Origin of the sequence: Sutcliffiella rhizosphaerae (genome assembly GCF_917563925.1) — a bacterium.
Lineage (GTDB): Bacteria > Bacillota > Bacilli > Bacillales > Bacillaceae_I > Sutcliffiella_A > Sutcliffiella_A rhizosphaerae.
Genome location: NZ_CAKJTJ010000019.1, coordinates 1 through 20525, shown reverse-complemented (window position 1 = coordinate 20525; position 20525 = coordinate 1). Strand labels below are relative to the sequence as shown.

The window sequence follows — 20525 nt, the reverse complement described above, 5'->3', positions numbered from 1 at the left end:
CTTTAATCACTACACTATATCCAGATCATGAGTGTGGCATAAACCATACCTACAGCCATTATTAAATTAACGATCCTTGAATGCTTTTGTAATAATTTTTTAAGAAATGTACCAAAAAGTACCCAGCTAACAAAGCCGAGTAATCCAATGATAGTAATAACTATAACACTAATTGTCACAGCAAAAGTGTCAGTGTAGTTAGGTAAAACAAAGCTAGGTATCACTGTCAATGTAAAAATTACTACCTTGGGATTTAAAAACTGCATAAGGAAGCCTGAAATAAAAGTGCCAGTTTTATAGTCTGTTGAGTTGGATGAATTCATTTTAAAGATTTGATAGGCGAGATACAACATATAAATCGTTCCAATTAATTTCATACCTATTAATACTTTAGGGATAACCGTTAACAGTGCTGCATTTAATATAGCAGATATGCCAAGTAACAAACCGAAAGCAATTGTTGCTCCATACGTATATTCTATTGCCTTGTTGGGTCCATAGTTATGAACAATGGATAATATGACGATATTCGTTGGACCCGGCGTAAATGTAACGATAAAACAATACAATAAAAAAGATGTAATATCCATGATGAGAGCTCCTTTCAAGCTTTTCCATGAATATTACATCATTAAGTTAAATGGCATATAGTACATTATTGCAAATTTAATTTAGCATATTTATTACTCAAGAATCTCTCTTTTTGTATTCTAAATAACTTAAGTGGAAAAATTTTATCAAAAAATGCTAAGTTAATAAAAATATTAGGTCCGTATAGATCAGGAGTTCCTCCGCAGCATATGTTGTTAGTACAAAAGGAAAATTTAGGTGCTTCTTCTCTTTAAATCTTACCTTAAACATAATATTCGCTTCCGAGTATTATTGAAAATTATACCATATAGTTTTTTTATTTCTAATGGCAGTTTATTAAACTGTCCTGCCCTATTACTTAGACAAATTATTTCAAATGCATACCATATATTACAAAAAAAGAAGCTTATCATGTTACAGATAATGGCCAAATTGCATCTATCCTTTATTCACTAATAACTTTTCTTTTAAATATTGAAAACCATATAAAAGCAAGGCATCAAACATAAATACATACATTAATTTCATTTTCTCCATTCGAACTAAAGTGAATATGTTAAATTTTTTCAAAATATATAATAATCCATAAGTAAACATTCCATCAACAATTAAATTAACCAGCATATATCGAAAAAAATTTCCATATGTCCATTTTAAAATCCACATAGAACCAACTATGAATTGTCCCCACGTAAAGGGATATACCCACGTTATCTTTGGAGAAAGAAAATCATGCCACCGCCACCATCTTCGCTTTTTGGCGATGAAATTCACAATTAATACTATGATAGAAATAAATATACCTGATGGGAAATATCGCTTGAAAGCATCTTTCCCTAGCAGAGGAAGCGAAAACCAAGGTAGAATCATGATGATAAACAATGATGCCTTTGAAAACTTTTTATATTTCATTTTACATCCTCCTATACTATCCTTCATGAATAACATCCCCCAGAATAGTAAAAATATAAAAATTAAAAGTGCATAAATCAATTATTTCAAATACAAATTATTGCTTATAATCAGCATAAAACATCTTCCTATTCACACTAATAAAACGTGATAAAATAAATAGAAGAGATTTATCCACCGATGAAGTGAATCAAAAAAAATGCCTTACCATTCAAATAACACTGAACTTTAGACACTAAGGAGGAATACATATGTCGCAACATTCAATGGAGGATTCCAGGTCCTCTTTGAATATAGGTATGAAAATTTTGCTAACTTCCGCAGGAGTCAATAACTCCACTATCCACAATGCTTTGGTTGACATGCTTGGTAAGCCGATTTCTGAATGCAATGCTCTGTGCATTCCTACTGCAATGTATGGACACCCTTGGGTCGGTCCCGGCGACAAAGCATGGCAGTTCATTAGTTGAAAATCCGATAATCCCATGGTCGACCTGGACTGGAAATCTGTTGGTATTTTAGAGCTCACAGCCCTTCCAAGCATCGACGAAAATCGTTGGGTACCTCTTGTTCAAGAGTCGGATGTCCTATTGGTTTCGGGTGGCGACGCCCTCTACTTGTATCATTGGATGCGAGAATCTGGTCTAGCAAAACTCTTGCCATCACTGGATGCAGTTTATGTGGGAATGAGCGCTGGAAGCATGGTGATGGCTCCTAAAATTGGGGAAGAATTCGTAGGATGGCGTCCACCAACAGGAGAAGATAAAGCATTAGGTCTAGTGGATTTTGCGATATTTCCACACTTAGATCATGAGTTGTTACCGGATAATACCTTGGTCAATGCTAAAAAGTGGGCAGCCGGAGTCTCGGTGCCAGGTTACGCAATTGACGATCAGACGGCTATTAAAGTGATTGATGGTGAAGTAAAAGTTATCTCCGAGGGGAAATGGAAGTTGCTTACACCTTGAGATTAATTTTTTTGCAATATAAAAAGCCTGATTTCTTCAAAGAAATGAAGAAATCAGGCTTTTTATTTTTAATTTTCCTTTTTGTCCACCTAATACTAATTATTATTCATCATTTAACAATTACTACAACATGTAATTCGTAATCTCGGCAGTTATTGGATACCATCAGTTGTATAAGATTATTATTCCGTAATTAGCAAAATCACTTTCAAAATTTCCTAAGTATCAATCTTCTTCCCTCTATTTTTATTAACTCAATTACTGTAACTATGGTCTTCTCTGTAGTCAAAAAAATCCCTTTCTATTTAAAATTCATAAATGATGAAAAAAAATTAATAAAGATTATTGTTGATATTTTTTGGATATTTGATATACTTTTGTTTGTAATTGATATTGATAATCGTTATCAATGGTTTCGTTTTAGTTTTGCACTATGTTAAAAAGAAATATAGAAGACTATGAAACAGCATTTAATCAAACCAGAGATAATTCGTTTATCAATATTCAATAAGCACTTAGTTTTTAAAATTTATAATACATAAGGAAAGAGGTAGGAGAGAATGGGGAATTTTAAATTAACTATCATTTTAGGTATTTTTGTTTTACTTTTGGTGGCTTGTTCAAATTCGAATAATGTAACGAGTGAAACCGAAACTAGTGGTCAAACAGAGAATTCTACGGAATCTAAAACAGTAGAAGTCACTGATGCTCATGGAACTGTTACGGTACCTGTAAATCCTAAAAATGTAGTTGCTCTGGATAATAGAACATTTGAAACTTTAGCTGATTGGAACATTGAGTTAGCAGCTGTTCCAAAGGCAGTAATGGTAGCAGATTCACCATACGTAACGGATGAAAATGTTCAAGATGTTGGGAATCATCGTGAACCAAACCTTGAAATAATTGCAGCTGTAGACCCTGAACTTGTTATTATCGGTCAAAGATTTTCAGGTTATTACGATGATATAAAAAAATTAGTTCCCAATGCTGCTGTTATTGATTTAAATGTTGATGTTTCTGAAGAAACTAGTGCACCAGGAGAAAATTTAGTGAATGGTTTTAAAGAAACGACACTTACTTTGGGGCAAATTTTTGATAAAAATGAAGCGGCTGAGCAGCTCGTAACTGACCTAGATCAAGCTATTGAAAAAGCAAAGTCTGCTTACAATGGGACGGATACAATGATGAGTGTTATCGTTTCTGGTGGAGATATTGGTTTTTCAGCTCCTCACTCTGGACGTGTTTGGGGACCTTTATATGATATTTTTGGATGGACTTCGGCATTAGAAGTCGACAATACTACTACAGATCATCAAGGTGATGAAATTTCAATTGAAGCTATTGCACAGAGTAATCCTGATTGGATTTTAGTATTAGACCGTGACGCTCCAATATCTGGTGAAACGGATAAAGTTCCTGCGCAAGATGTTATTGATAGTTCACCTGCCCTTCAAAATACAACGGCTGTTTCGAAAGGACAGATTGTTTATGCACCTATGGATACTTATTTAAATGAATCAGTACAAACTTTTATAGAGTTATTTGAAAGCATTGCTAATTCTTTAGCTAAGTAAATAAAGGAGTTTAACATAGTGCAAAAAAATTTCATCCCCGGTATTGAGAATGGATCTCAATACCGGATTTATAACCAAAATAAAATATGGACAAAACCTTTTATTTTAGCCATTATCGTTGTCATTAGTTTAGGGATAGTCTCACTATTTACTGGAGTTTATGATATACGTGGACAAGAGGATGGCATGGATATGTTTTTCATCACTCGTGTTCCAAGAACAGTTGCACTCATGCTTACCGGAGCTGCTATGGCAATGACAGGACTTGTTATGCAGCTCATTACACAGAATCGTTTAGTTGAACCTACTACAACGGGTACTATTGAGTGGGCAGGCTTGGGTCTCCTTTTTGTCTATTTATTATTTCCTGGCCCCACTTTAGTGCTCAGAATGACTGGTGCAATCATTTTTTCTTTTATCGGTACGATGATTTTCTTTTTATTCATAAAAAGGGTTAGACTTCGTTCCTCTTTAATTGTCCCAATCATTGGTTTGATGCTTGGCGCAGTCATTTCTGCAGTTTCTACTTTTATGGGCCTCTTTTTCCAAATGTCACAAGTTATTGAAGGCTGGTTTGTTGGTTCCTTTTCATCTGTTCAAGCTGGAAGATATGAATATTTATGGATTATTGTGGTCGTTACATTTTTAATTTTTATTTATGCTAATAGGTTGACTTTAGCTGGTCTGGGAGAAGATGTTGCAAAAAGTCTTGGGGTAAATTTTAATACGCTCATTCTTGTCGCTAATGGTCTTATTGCTGTTGCTGTTGGTATTGTTGCAGCTGTTATTGGAAACTTGCCCTTTCTAGGATTAATTGTCCCAAATATTGTTTCAATGTTTAGAGGAGATGATCTTAGAAGTAATTTGCCTTGGGTATGTTTAATCGGAATGGGTACTATTACGCTTTGCGACATCATTTCTCGAACCATTATTATACCTTTTGAGGTTCCTGTTTCTTTAATCCTTGGATCAGTAGGCTCTGTCGTATTTATTGCCATTTTATTGAGACAAAGAAAACCAAGGAGGCAAAGATGAATGCTTTAGAATATGGAAAAAAAGAAAACGTAAAAATAGAACTTAACCCTCATAACAAAAATAGATCAGCTAGAGCTTTTCGTACTAAGAAAGATGAAAGACGCTATTGGATTTTGCTAAGTACATTGATTGCTTTAGGCCTTCTTTTTTCGGTCGGTCTTTTAGTTTATAACAATCCAGTTCCAGTAGATTCACCTTCGTTTATCCCAGTTGTTGAAAGAAGAATGGTAGCTGTTGTTGCCATGCTTATAGCTGCAATCTGCCACAGTTTGTCGACCGTTGCTTTTCAATCGATTACAAATAATAGAATTATCACTCCATCATTGTTAGGCTTCGAATCCCTTTACTCAACCATCCAAACGGGTACGATGTTTTTATTTGGTGCTAGTGCATTGGTGAGCTTTAGTGGTATTGGGCCATTTTTTCTTCAAGTTAGTCTTATGGTTTTAATGAGTTTAATACTTTATGGATGGCTACTTTCAGGAAAATACGGAAATTTACAGCTTGTGCTATTAATTGGAATAATAATTGGAACCGGGTTGAGTACTCTGTCAGCCTTTATGAGAAAACTTCTTTCACCTTCAGAATTTGACCTTTTGCAGACAAGATTGATTGGTTCTGTCAATAATGCAGATGCTGCATATTATCCAATTGTCATTCCAATGGTCATCATCATTGCATTATTACTTTTTGTTTTCTCCAAGAAATTAAATATACTATCACTTGGAAAGGATGTCTCAACTACCTTTGGTGTTAAATACCAAACTAGTATCATTTATACGCTTGTATTAGTTGCTGTGTTGATGTCCATTTCAACTGCTTTAGTTGGTCCTCTTACTTTCTTTGGATTTTTAGTTGCCATTTTGAGTTATCAAGCGGCGCCAACTTATGATCACAGATATATTTTTCCCATGGCTCTTGCCATCGGTTTCTTTGTGCTAACAAGTGCATACTTCTTAATGTATCATGTATTCAATGCTCAAGCTGTTTCCGTTTTTATAGAACTGTTTGGTGGAATCGTGTTTTTAATTGTAATTTTAAGGAAGAGGTCTCTATGATAAAAATTGAGAATGCTAGAAAAATGTATACTGATAAGGTAAAAATTGGCCCTTTGAATATTCAAATACCGAAAGCTGGGTTTACTTCTTTAATTGGACCTAATGGTGCTGGAAAATCTACGACACTATTAATGATTGGAAGACTATTGGATATGGATGAAGGCCAAATTAAAGTGGCAAATATGGATGTTTCTTCTAAATCAAATGACCTAGCAAAAATAGTGACGATTTTGCGGCAAGAGAATCATTTTGTAACGAGGCTTACGGTTAGACAACTAGCTGGGTTTGGACGATTTCCTTATTCAAAGGGGAGATTAACTAAAGAAGATGAGGAGATAATTTCTAAATATATTGATTTTTTAGACTTGACTGCACTAGAAAATCGATATTTAGATGAGCTTTCAGGCGGTCAAAGACAACGAGCATATGTGGCAATGGTTTTGTGCCAAGAAACTGAATATGTACTTTTGGATGAGCCTCTTAACAATCTTGATGTTGCTCGTTCTGTTCAAATGATGGAGTATTTGAGACATGTTGCAAATGAATTTGGAAGAACGATTCTGACCGTTATGCATGATATAAACTTTGCAGCCAAATATTCTGATAGAATCTGTGCGATGAAAGATGGACAAATTGCTGCATTTGGAACAGTAAAAGAGATTATGGACCCAGACCTTTTGACAGATATTTTTGAAACGAAGATTGAAATTATAGAGGGTCCTTATGGGCCAATAGCTGTTTATTAGTCAGAAAACAGAAGCAGTAATTGAGGGTGCGGCTATATATAATGGAGGAGGATGTAACATGCAAATATATTGGACTAAAATAAATAAAATTATTCAAGAAACGACGGAGGTTAGAACATACCTGCTCGATTGTCCTCAAGACTTCACATGGGAAGAAGGTTCCCACACCCACTTTGCACTGGATGGTTTTAATACCGGGGATAAACCAAACCGCAGCCTGATTCGCCATATGTCAATCTCCACCTTACCACATGAAAAAGCAATCGGGATCACAACACGCATCAAAGAACACTGCTCTGAGTTCAAAACAATATTACGGGATCTTACAGTTGGCAATGAAGTTGCAATATTTAAGACACATTCAAATGTACCGCTTAAAAGAGAAGGGAAAAACGTTTATCTGTTGTCATCAGGTGTTGGAATCGCAACCTTCAGACCGCTTGTACTTGACTATTTTAATCGAGCTGACAACGTGAATGGAATTCATTCTTTAAACATCCAATCGTCAAATGAATTCTTATTTACCGATGTTTTTGTAACGGCACCTGATAGAAAGTTTACATCAATGTTTGTCAATAACCGTATAGACTACTATGAAGAAGTGAAAAACCTTACAGTAGATAAAGATGGTCTCTACTATGTTGTCGGCAGTGATGAATTCCTCGTACAGAATATTGAAGTACTGCGTGAACTGGGTATTAAGGCGCAGCAGATTATCCTCGACAAGCATGAACAACAACTGGCTGAGTTCCTCTCAGTCGATTTGGAAAATTAATTGTTTATCAATTTTTAATAGGCATAGGAGTCTTGCAAGAGCTATCATTGAAACCTGATAGCTCCGCTCCAACAATTGTTTCAATAGCAACTTAAACTCCAATTAAACAGACTTAAATAATTATTTGACTAAAAATGCTTGTAAACCTGTCTATTAACTAGACTTTGTCTACAAGCTGTATGCTACTTAAAGTAGCTCAGACTGTTGACAAACCCAAATTATTTTTAGATTTGTATTTAACTGTTGATCTTCGTTGCAGACGCTTCGCTTTCCGCGGGCGATCCGGGAACCTCCTCGGGCTGCGCCTGTGGGGTTTCCCATGGCCCTTCCTCCCGCAGGACAAGGAAGGCTTCAGCAGCCATTCATCGCACGAAGAAAATGTGTCAGCATTTTCGAGGAGTCTGCGCGTCTTCCACTACGATCAACAAGGGAATTGCATGGATTTAAATAAAAATGTACCTTTGTCTACACACTGTGCTACTTAAAGTAGCCTTTTTTCTTATTAAATTCTCTCCCCTCACTTAAGTTTGTTTTCCAATGTTGCGTTAGTTAAACATGCTCTAGTTAACTAAATGAAGTTGCTTAAACTTTCCTGCTAAATACATTTGGATACTCTATCACGAATCCATTTGAATCTACAGTGATAGTTGTCTCGTAATCATTACAGTAATAGTGAAGTATCTTTGATTTCCATTATTCCCTATGTACTTATATGATTGTTGAACCTTTCTCATTTCTAGTGATGGAACTGATATGTAGACCATTTCAAAATACTCTATTTGATTAACACTCCAATTTAATCGATTTACAGGTAAAGAGTTTGAAAAAGGTGTAGCTGATATATCTATATCAATTGCTCCCTTAAGAAATTGAATTGAATTTCCTTCCATGTTGAACCAGTTTCCTTCACCATCAGAGCGTAACTCCAAACTTTTCTGATTATCAACCAAAATACTTAACTTTCTCGTAATCCAATTTTTATCTAACTCAACTGAATATTTCACCTCATGTGCATTAGAGACCTTTTCCTCGACATAAATTACTGTTCTGCTAGCAGAGTATTAGTCTCAGTTTCCACTATTCTCAAATACTCGCAACCATATTGTTCTTCATTATTCCAAACTGCTTTTAGAGTCAATACAATCCCTCCTATAGATAACACTTCTGCCTTTTCCCTTAGTTTCTTTCCTATTCTTTAACCCCTTCTTTTAGGTAAATAGTATGCAAGCTCTATACAACCTAAAAAGTATTTTTCAATAGTAGCTTTTACTAGTTTTTCATGCTTTTTTAAAAGCTCAATTATGTCCAGCATTTGTTTCTCTGTTAATTCTCTAGTTATCATTTTTCCTCTATTAAAAATACCATATATTGAAAATTTATATAATATAAACTCTCTATTATTTACCAACTTGAATCATTTAAGTAAAATCCTTCACACCTCTAATCATCTATATCAGAGAACTTGAACAATCTGACACTAAAAAACTGACGCTGATCCCTTGTTGGGATTAGCGTCAGTTTGAAATCTATTGCACTAAAGAATATCCTTCAGTTACCCTCTTTCTTCCTATTCTTTTCTTTACCTTTACTTTTTTCTTTATCATCGTAATAGGTTTCCAATTCTTTAGTAATATGTGTCGCAATGTCTTCGGGGAAGTAATTATTAAACTCCTGATTATACTTTGCGAAAAAGTTATCATCATTAATAAGGCTTAAAAAATTCCCACTCGCAGGAAACATCTCATCCATTTTGTTTAAGGTTTCTCGTACTTTTTTTCGACTTGTAGAATTATCATACTGAGTAGCATTTTTAATCGCTTGAATTAAATTCCATGTTTCTCTATCCATTTTTTCCTTATATTTTGGATCATGAAGTGACTTTATTTCTTTCATAAGCTGCTTGTCAGATTTAAAATGTTCTTCCAATGCTTGGATTTGTGATTTTTCTCGCCTAAATAAATCAAGCATGATAAAAGCAAATTCATTTAAATCTTCCTCAGAAATACCTTCGATGTTGTACAAACGCTCCATTCTATTAATGACGTCTAACTTTTCATTTAATTCTGCTTGTTTTTTTTCAATTAATTGCCTGTGTACAAGCAATAACTCTCGATTATTTATCTTCTGATCTGCAAGTTGTTCTTTAATTTCATTTAACGAAAGACCTAAATGTTTTAAAATCAATATTTGTTGAAATAGTTCCCAGTCTAATCTTGTATATACTTTTCGACCATTTTTGTTAAGTTTTTTGGGGCTAAGTAACCCCATTTTATCGTAATACCTCAGTGTTCTCACCGTTGAACCTACTAATTTAGCAAACTGACCAATTGTCACTTCCATATTCACACCACTTTACTCCATTATATACTGTTACGTTAGGTCACAATCAATAGTAATAAATGAACGAATCTAATATCATAATATTTGTTTTAGAAAAAGCTTGCTTACGACATAACGTCACAATTTATGATAGGTTCTATACTACATGTGAGAGGAAGAATTATGTATGGAACAACAATCATTATTTCGAAATCGCCCGTTTATATTTTTATTTATTGGGAGTTTCTTGGCGATTATTGGGTTCACTATGTTTTTTATGACAACAACTTGGTTTGTCATTTCTGATTTAGGCTCTGCTAGTTCATTGGGCATTATACTTATTGCCATTACTGTGCCACGTATTCTCATGATGGCATTTGGCGGGGTTCTCGCTGATAAATTTAAGAAGACTACCATTATGTTCAGTACGAGTTCCATTCAAGGAATTCTACTGGTAACCATATTTTTATTGAACAATGCAAATCAATTAACATTTGTATACCTAGTCATTTTGGGATTCCTTTTTGGAACATTAGATGCTTTTTCTGGACCAGCCGGAACATCATTAATCCCTAAAATAGTTCAGAAAAACAAAATAAAACAAGCAAATGCCGTTATTCAGGGATTAGGTCAGATTGGTTTTGTTATTGGTCCTATAATATCTGGAAGTGTTATGGAATTCTCTGGTGTGACAACTAGTTTTTTAGTCTCTTCTATTATTGTTCTTTTATCTGCCTTATTCATGTTTCCACCTTTCTTAAAAGAAGGTGCCGTTGACAATACAATCAAACAAACACCGTTTAAAGATCTCATCGAAGGGTTTTCTTATGTAAAAGGAAGCAAATTTTTAATGACAGGTATCCTTATTTTAATTACATTAAACTTCTTTGCTTTCGGAGCGATATCCATAGCAATCCCTATTTTAGTGGAAACGTATGGAGGGACACCTATTAATCTTAGTTACATTGATGTTGCTTTAGCAGTTGGAATGCTTGTAAGTACAGCAATAATTGGTATGGTCAAAATACGCCGTAGGGGATTAACGTCGATTGTTGGATTAATTGCAACACTAATCGTAGCTGTAGCTTTTAGTCAAATACCTAATCTGTATGTTTTGACAGCATTAGCATTCTTCATTGGATTTACAATGACCTTTGTTTCCATTCCATTTTTCACTTCAGCACAAGAAGATACTGATCCCCGAATTATGGGTAGGGTCATGAGTATTGTCTTCTTAGCAATGAACGGATTTGACCCGCTTGCCTATGCAAGTGTAACTTTACTCGTATCAAGAGGATTTGATATTCAATTAGTCATTTTGTCCTTTTCTATTGTCGGATTAGTGATAGCTTGTACGATTTTATGGAGAGGTAATACGTTTAGGAATTACAATTCTAATGTATGAAGTTGTACACTTTTAACTTTAGCCAAAATAAGAAAAGATGCTGAACCTTTGAAATATTAGTACCTCCTAATTTACCATCTTAGGCTTAAATGCTTTTCCAATTACATTTAATTATTTCATTCTTCATTTTGGCTCACCCTGAATCGAATATGGCGCTAATCCTTTAAAAGATAGCTGGTATAATGGAATAAACTATTTGCTAAACTTTGTAAAACAGCTCCCATTTGAAATTAATAAACCTAAAATTGATATTCCCATCCCTATCTTTGTTCCAAATGTAGCTTTGGAATAAGACTGATTAGAAAATATCCCTCAACCCTTATTTAACAGCAACTTCAAAAACTCCATTTTGAAAATAGATTGATCAAAATGGAGTTACTCTTTTTAGATAAGTATGAGATTTTTAAAAAAGTTTGATCATTTTAATAAACTTTACTCACTTACACGTCTGTATACTTAATAATTTTTAATTCCATACATATTTAAAAGCTAGTTACTAGTAAATAAATCCCTGTAAATATCAAAATAACATACGTAATGATTCGAAACGTTTTTTGACTAATCCATTTAAAAAGTAATTGTCCTAATAGAATTCCAGCAAAAAGAGGCAGCATAGCCAAAAAAGAGGATACCCATGCCTCTTTACTAGTTCCACCAAATGATATTTGCATAACTAAGCTAGCAAAATAGACAAAAAGATAATAGGCTAAAGTCGTACTACGGAGAGTAGTTTTATCTATTCCAGCCCCAGAAAAATACAATAACATAGGGGGTCCGGGCACACCGATACTTGTTGTTAATAAACCTGAAATTCCACCTGTTAGAAAATCCTTATTTCTTGTTCGGTCCATCGTTAATTTAAAAATGATAAGTACCGTTAAAACAAGAATAAGGGCACCTACAATCATTTTCAATACTCGAATATCTAAATAAAGATAAACAAAAATCCCCAATACTAACCCCATGATACTACCTTTAATCAATCTAATTAACAATGAGTTATCCACTTCTTTTCTAATTTTAAAAATCATAAAAGCAGAGAGACAGATGGAAAGTATAATATTAATTTGGATCGCTGTATGTACTGGGTAAATTAACAATAAAAAAGGAGTACCAATTATAGAAAAACCATAGCCGGTACTTGTCTGTAACAATGATGCTACAAGTACAATTAAAACAAGTATAATCAACTCTTCCGCCATACATTGTCACCAACCTGAAATATTAAATAATTACTTTATAAAATCTAAATTTATTTTAACATGTATTTTCTTCAACACTCGGGCCTTTTCTTTATAGACATAGAATTTTCCGGTTCATCTTTATAAAAACGGTTTAATTTTTTTAAAAACAGTTCAACTTTATTTCAAACCCATATCAATCTAGATAAGCGCCCTTAAATGAAAAAAGGCGCATTTTCTTATGGAAGATTATAAAAAATATGAGCGTTACCTCAATAAAAACTCACTAACGAATGAACGCTGATTCACTATTTGCAAGTGCATCCTTTAACCATCGAGGATGCATATTCAATAAGTCTTGCGGCAGGTTATTTGGACCAAAAAATTTTATTTCAAGAGATTCATTAGAATTACATCTAAGTTCACCACCTGTAATTTCAGCAAGAAAACAAGTTGTTATAAAATGTACTACTTTACCATTTGGATAAGCAAACACCTGTGAATTAGGTTCAGAGTACACGCCAATAAGTTTTTTTATTTTAATATCTAAGTTAGTTTCCTCTTTTACTTCTCTTATAGCTGCTTCAGAAACTGTTTCACCAATTTCTATATGTCCTGAAGGAATACACCATAGCTTTACATCAGCTCTTTTCTGTAACAAAACTTGTTTTTCCCCATTCAAAATAATAACTGCAACACCTGCTTTTAATTCATCAATACTATTCATTTAATAAACCTCCCTAAAAATAATAAAAAAGGACCAAGGGGAATAGGATTTCAACGCATAGCAAATACGCTGAACCTTTCCCCTCGGACCTTTTATGTCAATAGGTGCCTTTTACGTTTTTGTAAAAGATGTAGCCCTCGGACACTGACCTACCTAGATAGCGGAACCCTAGCTACAATTTTCCAGTTCATATTTATTTTACAACTATTATTCAGAAGATGAAAGATGCACTTCAACTATTTTGGCCCTTTAAATGAAATAAACGCATTTACCAATTGTTGAAGATCCAATTAATAACTTATTAAACAAATGCTTTATATAATGGAAGATAGATGAGTGATTTTGGTTTACACCTTCATGAACCTTTACAAAAACTGAGCCGTGTAACCTATCATCAACATAGGCATCTAATTTCCATATCCCACTTTTCAGGAAGAGACATCATAGAGGGGAGATGTTTGTCGGCACCATTATTTGAACCTCCTAAGGTATCAAGCAAGGTGAAAGACTCATTATTTTCTTACTTTAAACCCACCTGTCAATTCCTCTTTGTCTCCCCATAGATGCTACATATATTTTTGTTCTGTGTTTGGGTAAAAACGAGATACTTCATTATCATCATAGATAAAACCTATTTGTTCCTTTTCTCCAATCATCAGGTATCCACCAGATTCAAACAAAGCACTTTCATTCCATTTGGTGCCTGTTTCATTTGAACAACCTATCAAAATAGAGCCAAACAGCAATCAAACTAAGTAAAAAAGATGTGTCCTTTCATATAATACCTCTTATTTTTATAACTCTTTGTTCCACAATCCTTCCCTAGTAATTAGAAGTAAACTGACTCAAAAAGATTAATTAGTATGAGAAATAATAATTAAAATAATAAAAAGAGGAAACGAAAGCTAATCATTTTCCTCTTTTTATTATTTTAACTTACTTGTTGAACAGGTTCTTCCTTAATTTCTTCCCCTTCACCCTTTGAACTGTTTAAAACGAATAGTCCGATAATAATAATAGCTACTCCCATAAGTTTAAGCAAAGATGTCGACTCTTGGAATACGGCTATACCTATAATTACTGTTAATGCAGTCCCCGCTCCAGCCCAAGTTGCATATGCTTTAGAAAGAGGCAGTGTTTTTAAAGTTAAAACTAGGAAGACAAAAGCAATAAAGTAACCGAATAATGAAGCAACAGTTGGTACAATTAATGTAAATCCTTGTGAAACCTTTAGCATTGATGCAGCGAATGCTTCAATTATTATAGATATTGTCAAAAATAAGTAACCTCTCATAATGAATCCTCCTTATTTAGCTGTATTTAATATTACTAATCCAACTATAAGTAATGCAATTCCAATTACACCTTTGCTATTTAATTTCTCCTTAAACAATATTACTCCGACCATTGCAGTCAAAATAGTCCCGGCACCGCTCCATGTTGCATATACCAGTCCTAAAGGAAGTGTCTTCAATACTATAGACACAAGGTAAAACGATAGAAAATAACCAATAAGTGTGAATGCTGTTGGACCAATTTTCTTAAAACCGTTAGAAAGTTTGAGATTTAAAGATCCAAATACTTCCAATATAATTGAAACTCCTAAAAGTAAATAACTCACTAGTTTTGCACACCCTTTTATTTTAATTTTGGAGTATTAAGATAACTCATCCGTGTTTGAGATAACATTTTCTTAAATAACTCTAGCTCCGAATCTGTATAATTCATTTCTAAGTCCTTTGACGCATTCAATACCCGCATATCATGCTGTTTATAATCTTCCTTAACTTTTGGAGCAATAGAAAGATAGTATACTCGACGATCTTTTGTGCTTTGTTTTTTTATTAATAGCCCACTTTTAATTAGTTCATTTACCTTAATAGTTACAGCTGATTTAGAAATATGCAGGATATCTGCGAGGTAGCTTACTGTACAGTTATCCTTATACGATATTAAGTCGAGGTATAAAAGGCTATGGTAACTGATATTAGAACTATTTTCATTCATTAGTCGCAACTCTGTTAAAGTCATGTCATAGTAAAAACGATGAAGTTCATCAAGTAAATTCATAATAATCTCTCCTTCTTTATATTAGTTAAGTGTTTTTAATTAAAAACACTTAACTAATATACTCCACATATTTGATATTGTCAATATTAATATTCTCAACTTCCTGGTCTTAATTATTCCTCTTAGAAAAACTAAGAGTTTTCTTGCTTAGAAATATATTAGATTATAGAAGATAATTTTCTATTTGGTGGGAGGACTTAGTCGCAATATTATCCACAACATCATAATAAACCAAATCTTTATCTGTAAATTCTATAAATAGACCGTTGTTAAAGTCTGTAAAACCTAATTTGAAAAAGATTCCCTTAGTTGATCCTATCTCTGTACTTGAAAAGTGTACGATATTTCTACCTTTTATATCTTTTTTCAAAAATCCTGCAATCCCAGTTTCATAATTCACATCAAAAGATTCAGAAGTATCAGCAGAAACAAAATGTAAATCAGTGTTTGGAATCTTTTTTAATAACAAATTTGAATAAGACCCATAAACAATTTCATCAAATCTACTCTCAATATCTCTTGCTAAAAGAAGCTGAGTAATAGAGAATTCTTTGATTTGTTTTTTTATTTTTTCAATAACCCCTTTTTCATGGTGATAGTACTCAACACAAAAACCCTCAACTTTATATAAATTCGCAGCTTTTTCCAATTCCGATAAGGCTAAATAAAGATTAATGTTAAATTCATCAGCTTTACTTGCAAAGAATGTAATATATGAAGAACCATTCATTAAATTTGCAAGGTCAACACCTCTTTTAATGACTTCAAAACTATAATTTTCAAGTTCCACTAATATTAATATATTTTCTTTTTTTGTATGAGCCATTGTTCAACCTCTTTCTTCAATTAATAAGTATTACAGTATAAAATTAGAATTAATAGCTTAACTTTAAACTCACGATTAAATGAATACTATTCAGTCAAACAGTGAAGTTCATCAAGTAACTTCATAATAATCTCTCCTTCTTGCAATTAGTTAAGTATATTTAATTAAAATTACTTAACTATATTACTTCACATATTTAAAATTGTCAATTTATTGACTTCCTAACTGCATTGAAGTAAGGATTTCAAACTAATTATTCAACCGTTATTCAACTATACTGCCCAGTTTGTGACATAAGAACGGTATAACTTTCTTTAATCGGTACTACTTTCTTTTAAATCTACATATACTGATAAACAATATGGCCCTTAAATGAAAAAAGACGCATTTCCTAAAGTTGAACTTTTTTATTTAGTTTTATTATTGCGGTAGTCTGAGTAGAACGTAGCGCCCGTGGGACATGATCCCGTCCGAATATAAAACAAAACCTTCCAATAATGAGAAATAGGAAGGTTCTTTGGCATACTCATTATTAGTATATCATTTAATCTTTCATCTTTTTAATGAAAATTGTAGACAACTATTAGCTGGTTTTGCTGAATAATAAAAACAAACCAAATTAAGTCCATACTTTTTATAGGTAAAAATCAACGTTTTCTCCTATTCCATTTTCGATTGCCTTTTGGTAAACATTCCATGCAACAACTAGATCTTGAAACGCTAAACCAACGGAACCAAACACCGTTATTTGCTCGGGACTGGTGCGTCCAGGTCTATTTCCGGCAAGAACATCTCCTAGTTCATATGGATCTACATCCTTTCTTGTCAGACCTGCTCCACCAATAGCACCCATTTTTTCGGAAAGATTAATGTCATCACAAATAAAAACCGATTGCTTGATAAGTTCGCCGCTGATTTCACATTTCCCATGTTGATCTGCCCCCAGGGTAGTTATATGTGTACCAGGCTGTATCATTTTAGGGAAAAGAAAAGGTTCTTCAGACCAGGTTGCAGAAATAATAATCTCTGCTTGTTTAGTAGCTTCTTCTAAACTTTCAGAAGTAAACACAGGGATATTTAGTTCCCTACACATTTTATCTGCGAAAAGACGAGCTTTTTCCGGGATTAGATCAAAAGCATACACCCTCGAGATGTTACGAAAATATGTTAATGATTTTAATTGCAACTCTCCTTGGACTCCACAACCGATGATTGTAACTATACTAGCATTCGAATGTGAAAGTATATGTGTACCAAGTGCTCCAGAGAGACCGGTTCGAACAGCTGTTAAATAAGGTGAATCCATGATTGAAAGCAAATCTCCATTATTTAAATCATGAAGAAGGATTACCCCTTTAATTGATGGTGATTGATATTGAAATTTAGCGTGAACTTTCACTGTGTATGCGGGTATTTCGTTTAACAAACCAGGAAAAAGAATCATTGAACTTGAATAATTGTTCGGAAGTGGTGAATTTGCACGTTGTCCGTCAATATTTCTCATTATGGAGTACTTTTTAAACCCCTCTTTTAAATCAGCAATTAGTTCATGGGGAGAAAGTAGACCTTTTATATCCGTACTTTTTAATAGTAAAGTCAATTTGTCTCATCCTCCCTTTGTTGGTACCCTTCACTATTTTATAATTGGTCCGCTTCAATAAGAAGAGCACATTTATTGTTTTAGAAATGCTCCCGATGATAAAAAAACTTTATTTATGCCCCCTATACCACTTTCACACAGGTTTTATAGACATGGAAATTATTTCTGATTTAGGTAGGTAGGGATATAATATCAGGTGCCTCTTCAAATTTTGATTCAAGTTAAGTTTTGATGCATTAGTTTATTTCTAGATCAATTTCTTTTAGTATCTCCCTCCATAACGCGCCGGATTGTGAAATAAAGAAGAGTTATTAATACCCTTTTCTATAATAATTAAGAAAAAACTGCTGCAATAGCATTTACTCCATCGAATAAGATAAGTACATCATCATATTAAAAATGATTTCTAGTCCTTTCACCCAATTTCAACTCTTTGTTTATATAATTGATAAACTTCTATTTTCTATCAGCCGTATTTTGAATAGCCTCAAAAGTGTATCCCATTCTCTTTCCTAAAGAATCTACTTATTTCAAATTCAATACGTGGCCGTAAGTTTCCTTCATTTTTCTTCTTAATCTAGAGCCGACATAAAAATGAGCGCTTATCCTTGTTCCTGGATCGCGCCCAATGGTGGAATATTCATTTAAATGAATAGTATATTTGTACTGTGTAGCAAATGACTCTATTATTTTTTCGTCTTTCTTATTTCTACATAAGCCACCGTTTGTTAAAACGATATCTGTTTTTAAATATATCTATCTTTAATTATTGGTCTCTTGAAGACAGTTTATTTCTGTTAACCACAATTGGCGGTTGTTCCATCCATCCGTATTCAATCATAATATTAGCACCGTCCTCTACATATAAAGAAACATCCATTAAACATCGAGCATACAATGCTCCAATATCTCTTCTTCCATTTAATGATGCCCCATTTGCATATTGTCTTATTTTCATTGAAAACATATCTATCTTATGTAAAATCATTAGTTTGTCAGAAAATGGTGGAATGGTAGATGATGTTACTATGTGGTCCAAAAGAGAAGGCGACGGCAAATTATCCTCATTTAGTTTTTTTGATAACATTTCTATATGCTTTTTATTGATATTTCTACCACGTTCTAAAAACTTTCTTACCTTTTTATCTTGTACTCCTTGGCTAAATCCAATAATGAGTGCTTTACTCGTGATGTCATTGTTAATATTGTCAAATAAATGTGCAGTTTCAAGTCCATGAAGTGGTCTAACATCACCTAAATAACCATTTAAAAACCTTTGATTATTAACAAAATAAACTTCTTTTGGGTTAGGAACTGTTGGAGAGTTCATTAACTTTCCTCTTGATATTAACATGTCAGATGTTTCGGTCATCAATTTGACAACACCACTAAGAGCTTTAACATAAAAATCCCTGATGTCTTTTCTAGTTACGATGGAGATTGCAGCAGAATAAATGCTCATTCCAGCTTTTCCTGCATATTGTAAATAATAAAGGTAAAATTCATCATTAAACAGTCTTGGTGCATCTAAATTCACATCTTCATCAGTCAATCCTACTGGTATAGGGAAATTCTCTTGTTTAAAAATCTCACCTATTTCTTTTACAAAAGTTTTAGCCAAATCCAAAGCATATTCTAAAACTTTTTTAATATCCTCATCTTCCACATTTTTTAGGTAATAACTAAGTACACATTTTGCCATAGTATTCCCATTATAAGTTGCCCAAAGCTTTCCCATCTCTCCTGATGTTAAATTTGATATATCAGTATTCATAACTAAATCCCTCTCTATTCATTCCGAGCTTTTTAATTATTATGAACTAGTATGAAAATTTAATGCATACTCAGTAATATAGTCCTGAACTTTACCTGTGATTATATTAGATAGACAGGGGCTACCGACAAATCTAATAATTGGAGATGTGATAGACTATGGATCCAGTGATTGGCCTGGATGTCGCAAAAGGAGAAAGCCAAGTTCAAGCTTTCCTGGCAAGAAAGCGCCCCTTCGGAAAGACCTTTAAGTTTAAACATGATACTTATGGACTGCGAAATTTCTATGTATTTTACAAGGAGGTAGAACGGCACGCTGACGCTGAACCTGTCATCATTTTTGAATCTACAGGTCATTACCACGAACCGATTTTACAGTATCTTGAGGAGAGAAGGATTACTTACTACTTAGTTAATCCCGTTGTTTCTTACGAAACGAAAAAAAGTAGCCTACGAAAAGTAAAGTCAGACCCAGCTGATGCGAAACATTTGTGTGAACTGTACTACAAAGAAGACTTAGTAGCCTTTCACAGAAAAAGTGTTCAAACGATGAACTTGAGAAATTTGTGTAGGCAACACGATTCATTAACACGTAATTATGTTCAACTTAAATTACAATTTCAAACCATTCTTGATCAAGTGTTCCCTGAATATAAAGGGGTTTTTAGTAATTTATATTCCCCTATATCATTAAAGACTTTACTCATTTACCCTACTTCAGATGACGTATTGAAAATACGAACTGATGAAATAGCTAAGGAGATGCATAGTCTAGGAGGTAGAAGATCATTTGGTTGGTTTTGCGAAAAGGCTTTGAAGTTAAAAGAGGCAGCAGAACGGAACCCATTTAAGAAAACACTGTATCAAAGCCATTTAGTTACTCTAAAAATGTATATTCAAATGCTTCTTCAACATCGAGAGTTTCTCAACGTACTTGAGCAGGAGATTGAACAATTAGCAATGCA

The 20525-nt window shown here is 33.6% G+C and carries 22 protein-coding genes and 1 pseudogene; 8 read left to right on the top strand and 15 right to left on the bottom strand.

Going from position 1 to position 20525, the window contains the following annotated elements; genetic code table 11:
- Positions 1-14: 14 nt before the first annotated feature.
- A complete protein-coding gene (locus LRP81_RS15275; protein ID WP_230502592.1) occupies positions 15-590 on the bottom strand; it encodes a LysE family translocator in 576 nt (191 codons plus the stop codon).
- 439 nt (positions 591-1029) lie between these two features.
- Complete coding sequence (locus LRP81_RS15270; RefSeq protein WP_230502590.1) at positions 1030-1503, bottom strand: hypothetical protein; 474 nt, start codon at positions 1501-1503, stop codon at positions 1030-1032.
- Between the two features lie 299 nt (positions 1504-1802).
- Between LRP81_RS15270 and LRP81_RS15265 the strand changes: the two are divergent.
- From LRP81_RS15265 to LRP81_RS15240, 6 genes and pseudogenes are all read left to right on the top strand, one after another.
- Positions 1803-2471 (top strand): annotated as a pseudogene (locus tag LRP81_RS15265) (Type 1 glutamine amidotransferase-like domain-containing protein).
- 560 nt (positions 2472-3031) lie between these two features.
- Complete coding sequence (locus tag LRP81_RS15260) at positions 3032-4045, top strand: siderophore ABC transporter substrate-binding protein (RefSeq protein WP_230502588.1); 1014 nt, start codon at positions 3032-3034, stop codon at positions 4043-4045.
- Positions 4046-4063: 18 nt separating this feature from the next.
- A complete protein-coding gene (locus LRP81_RS15255; RefSeq protein ID WP_230502586.1) occupies positions 4064-5080 on the top strand; it encodes an ABC transporter permease in 1017 nt (338 codons plus the stop codon).
- Entirely contained in the window at positions 5077-6138 is a 1062-nt protein-coding gene (locus LRP81_RS15250) for an iron chelate uptake ABC transporter family permease subunit (RefSeq protein WP_230502584.1), read from the top strand. The genes LRP81_RS15255 and LRP81_RS15250 overlap by 4 nt, the downstream gene beginning before the upstream one ends.
- Positions 6135-6884 (top strand): iron ABC transporter ATP-binding protein, encoded by a 750-nt coding sequence (locus LRP81_RS15245; protein WP_230502583.1) that lies wholly within the window; start codon positions 6135-6137, stop codon positions 6882-6884. Before LRP81_RS15250 ends, LRP81_RS15245 begins: the two co-directional genes overlap by 4 nt.
- A gap of 58 nt (positions 6885-6942) precedes the next feature.
- Entirely contained in the window at positions 6943-7659 is a 717-nt protein-coding gene (locus LRP81_RS15240; RefSeq protein ID WP_230502581.1) for a ferredoxin reductase domain-containing protein, read from the top strand.
- A 582-nt stretch (positions 7660-8241) separates the two neighbouring features.
- On the opposite strand, the gene LRP81_RS23475 is transcribed toward LRP81_RS15240, so the two are convergent.
- The 4 genes from LRP81_RS23475 to LRP81_RS15225 all read right to left on the bottom strand — a co-directional run bounded on the left by LRP81_RS23475 (position 8242) and on the right by LRP81_RS15225 (position 9999).
- A complete protein-coding gene (locus LRP81_RS23475; protein ID WP_399207850.1) occupies positions 8242-8304 on the bottom strand; it encodes a hypothetical protein in 63 nt (20 codons plus the stop codon).
- Positions 8295-8663 (bottom strand): putative glycolipid-binding domain-containing protein, encoded by a 369-nt coding sequence (locus LRP81_RS15235; protein ID WP_230502579.1) that lies wholly within the window; start codon positions 8661-8663, stop codon positions 8295-8297. The genes LRP81_RS23475 and LRP81_RS15235 overlap by 10 nt, the downstream gene beginning before the upstream one ends.
- A gap of 191 nt (positions 8664-8854) precedes the next feature.
- A complete protein-coding gene (locus LRP81_RS15230; protein ID WP_230502577.1) occupies positions 8855-9067 on the bottom strand; it encodes a hypothetical protein in 213 nt (70 codons plus the stop codon).
- 140 nt (positions 9068-9207) lie between these two features.
- Positions 9208-9999, bottom strand: a complete 792-nt coding sequence (locus tag LRP81_RS15225; protein ID WP_230502679.1) for a MerR family transcriptional regulator — start codon at positions 9997-9999, stop codon at positions 9208-9210.
- Positions 10000-10165: 166 nt separating this feature from the next.
- Between LRP81_RS15225 and LRP81_RS15220 the strand changes: the two genes are divergently transcribed.
- Entirely contained in the window at positions 10166-11383 is a 1218-nt protein-coding gene (locus LRP81_RS15220; RefSeq protein ID WP_230502575.1) for an MFS transporter, read from the top strand.
- Positions 11384-11865: 482 nt separating this feature from the next.
- Here LRP81_RS15220 and LRP81_RS15215 read toward each other — a convergent pair whose 3' ends face one another.
- The 9 genes from LRP81_RS15215 to LRP81_RS15175 form a co-directional block, all read right to left on the bottom strand.
- A complete protein-coding gene (locus tag LRP81_RS15215) occupies positions 11866-12585 on the bottom strand; it encodes a sulfite exporter TauE/SafE family protein (RefSeq protein ID WP_230502573.1) in 720 nt (239 codons plus the stop codon).
- 265 nt (positions 12586-12850) lie between these two features.
- Entirely contained in the window at positions 12851-13291 is a 441-nt protein-coding gene (locus tag LRP81_RS15210; protein WP_230502572.1) for an NUDIX domain-containing protein, read from the bottom strand.
- A 566-nt stretch (positions 13292-13857) separates the two neighbouring features.
- A complete protein-coding gene (locus LRP81_RS15205; protein WP_230502570.1) occupies positions 13858-14037 on the bottom strand; it encodes a hypothetical protein in 180 nt (59 codons plus the stop codon).
- A 185-nt stretch (positions 14038-14222) separates the two neighbouring features.
- Positions 14223-14585 (bottom strand): DMT family transporter, encoded by a 363-nt coding sequence (locus LRP81_RS15200; protein ID WP_230502568.1) that lies wholly within the window; start codon positions 14583-14585, stop codon positions 14223-14225.
- Between the two features lie 12 nt (positions 14586-14597).
- Complete coding sequence (locus LRP81_RS15195; protein WP_230502676.1) at positions 14598-14933, bottom strand: DMT family transporter; 336 nt, start codon at positions 14931-14933, stop codon at positions 14598-14600.
- Positions 14930-15361 carry a MarR family winged helix-turn-helix transcriptional regulator gene (locus LRP81_RS15190; RefSeq protein ID WP_230502566.1) on the bottom strand — a complete coding sequence of 144 codons (432 nt, stop codon included), beginning with the start codon at positions 15359-15361 and terminating at the stop codon, positions 14930-14932. The genes LRP81_RS15195 and LRP81_RS15190 overlap by 4 nt, the downstream gene beginning before the upstream one ends.
- Before the next feature lie 163 nt (positions 15362-15524).
- Complete coding sequence (locus LRP81_RS15185; RefSeq protein ID WP_230502564.1) at positions 15525-16187, bottom strand: hypothetical protein; 663 nt, start codon at positions 16185-16187, stop codon at positions 15525-15527.
- 634 nt (positions 16188-16821) lie between these two features.
- Positions 16822-17787 carry an ornithine cyclodeaminase family protein gene (locus LRP81_RS15180; RefSeq protein WP_230502562.1) on the bottom strand — a complete coding sequence of 322 codons (966 nt, stop codon included), beginning with the start codon at positions 17785-17787 and terminating at the stop codon, positions 16822-16824.
- 766 nt (positions 17788-18553) lie between these two features.
- Positions 18554-19561 carry a DUF3231 family protein gene (locus tag LRP81_RS15175; RefSeq protein WP_230502560.1) on the bottom strand — a complete coding sequence of 336 codons (1008 nt, stop codon included), beginning with the start codon at positions 19559-19561 and terminating at the stop codon, positions 18554-18556.
- A 158-nt stretch (positions 19562-19719) separates the two neighbouring features.
- On the opposite strand from LRP81_RS15175, the gene LRP81_RS15170 reads away from it, so the two are divergent.
- Positions 19720-20525: IS110 family transposase (locus tag LRP81_RS15170; RefSeq protein WP_230502558.1), on the top strand; the 806-nt coding region annotated here is incomplete at its 3' end.

What these genes read in the sequence shown, in the direction of transcription:
- LRP81_RS15215 (WP_230502573.1), bottom strand. Translation starts at nt 12,585, where the DNA reads ATGGCGGAAGAGTTGATTATACTTGTTTTAATTGTACTTGTAGCATCA.
- LRP81_RS15200 (WP_230502568.1), bottom strand. Translation starts at nt 14,585, where the DNA reads ATGAGAGGTTACTTATTTTTGACAATATCTATAATAATTGAAGCATTC.
- LRP81_RS15250 (WP_230502584.1), top strand. Translation starts at nt 5,077, where the DNA reads ATGAATGCTTTAGAATATGGAAAAAAAGAAAACGTAAAAATAGAACTT.
- LRP81_RS15210 (WP_230502572.1), bottom strand. Translation starts at nt 13,291, where the DNA reads ATGAATAGTATTGATGAATTAAAAGCAGGTGTTGCAGTTATTATTTTG.
- LRP81_RS15185 (WP_230502564.1), bottom strand. Translation starts at nt 16,187, where the DNA reads ATGGCTCATACAAAAAAAGAAAATATATTAATATTAGTGGAACTTGAA.
- LRP81_RS15260 (WP_230502588.1), top strand. Translation starts at nt 3,032, where the DNA reads ATGGGGAATTTTAAATTAACTATCATTTTAGGTATTTTTGTTTTACTT.
- LRP81_RS15240 (WP_230502581.1), top strand. Translation starts at nt 6,943, where the DNA reads ATGCAAATATATTGGACTAAAATAAATAAAATTATTCAAGAAACGACG.
- LRP81_RS15225 (WP_230502679.1), bottom strand. Translation starts at nt 9,999, where the DNA reads ATGGAAGTGACAATTGGTCAGTTTGCTAAATTAGTAGGTTCAACGGTG.
- LRP81_RS15270 (WP_230502590.1), bottom strand. Translation starts at nt 1,503, where the DNA reads ATGAAATATAAAAAGTTTTCAAAGGCATCATTGTTTATCATCATGATT.
- LRP81_RS15245 (WP_230502583.1), top strand. Translation starts at nt 6,135, where the DNA reads ATGATAAAAATTGAGAATGCTAGAAAAATGTATACTGATAAGGTAAAA.
- LRP81_RS15175 (WP_230502560.1), bottom strand. Translation starts at nt 19,561, where the DNA reads ATGAATACTGATATATCAAATTTAACATCAGGAGAGATGGGAAAGCTT.
- LRP81_RS15220 (WP_230502575.1), top strand. Translation starts at nt 10,166, where the DNA reads ATGGAACAACAATCATTATTTCGAAATCGCCCGTTTATATTTTTATTT.
- LRP81_RS15275 (WP_230502592.1), bottom strand. Translation starts at nt 590, where the DNA reads ATGGATATTACATCTTTTTTATTGTATTGTTTTATCGTTACATTTACG.
- LRP81_RS15190 (WP_230502566.1), bottom strand. Translation starts at nt 15,361, where the DNA reads ATGAATTTACTTGATGAACTTCATCGTTTTTACTATGACATGACTTTA.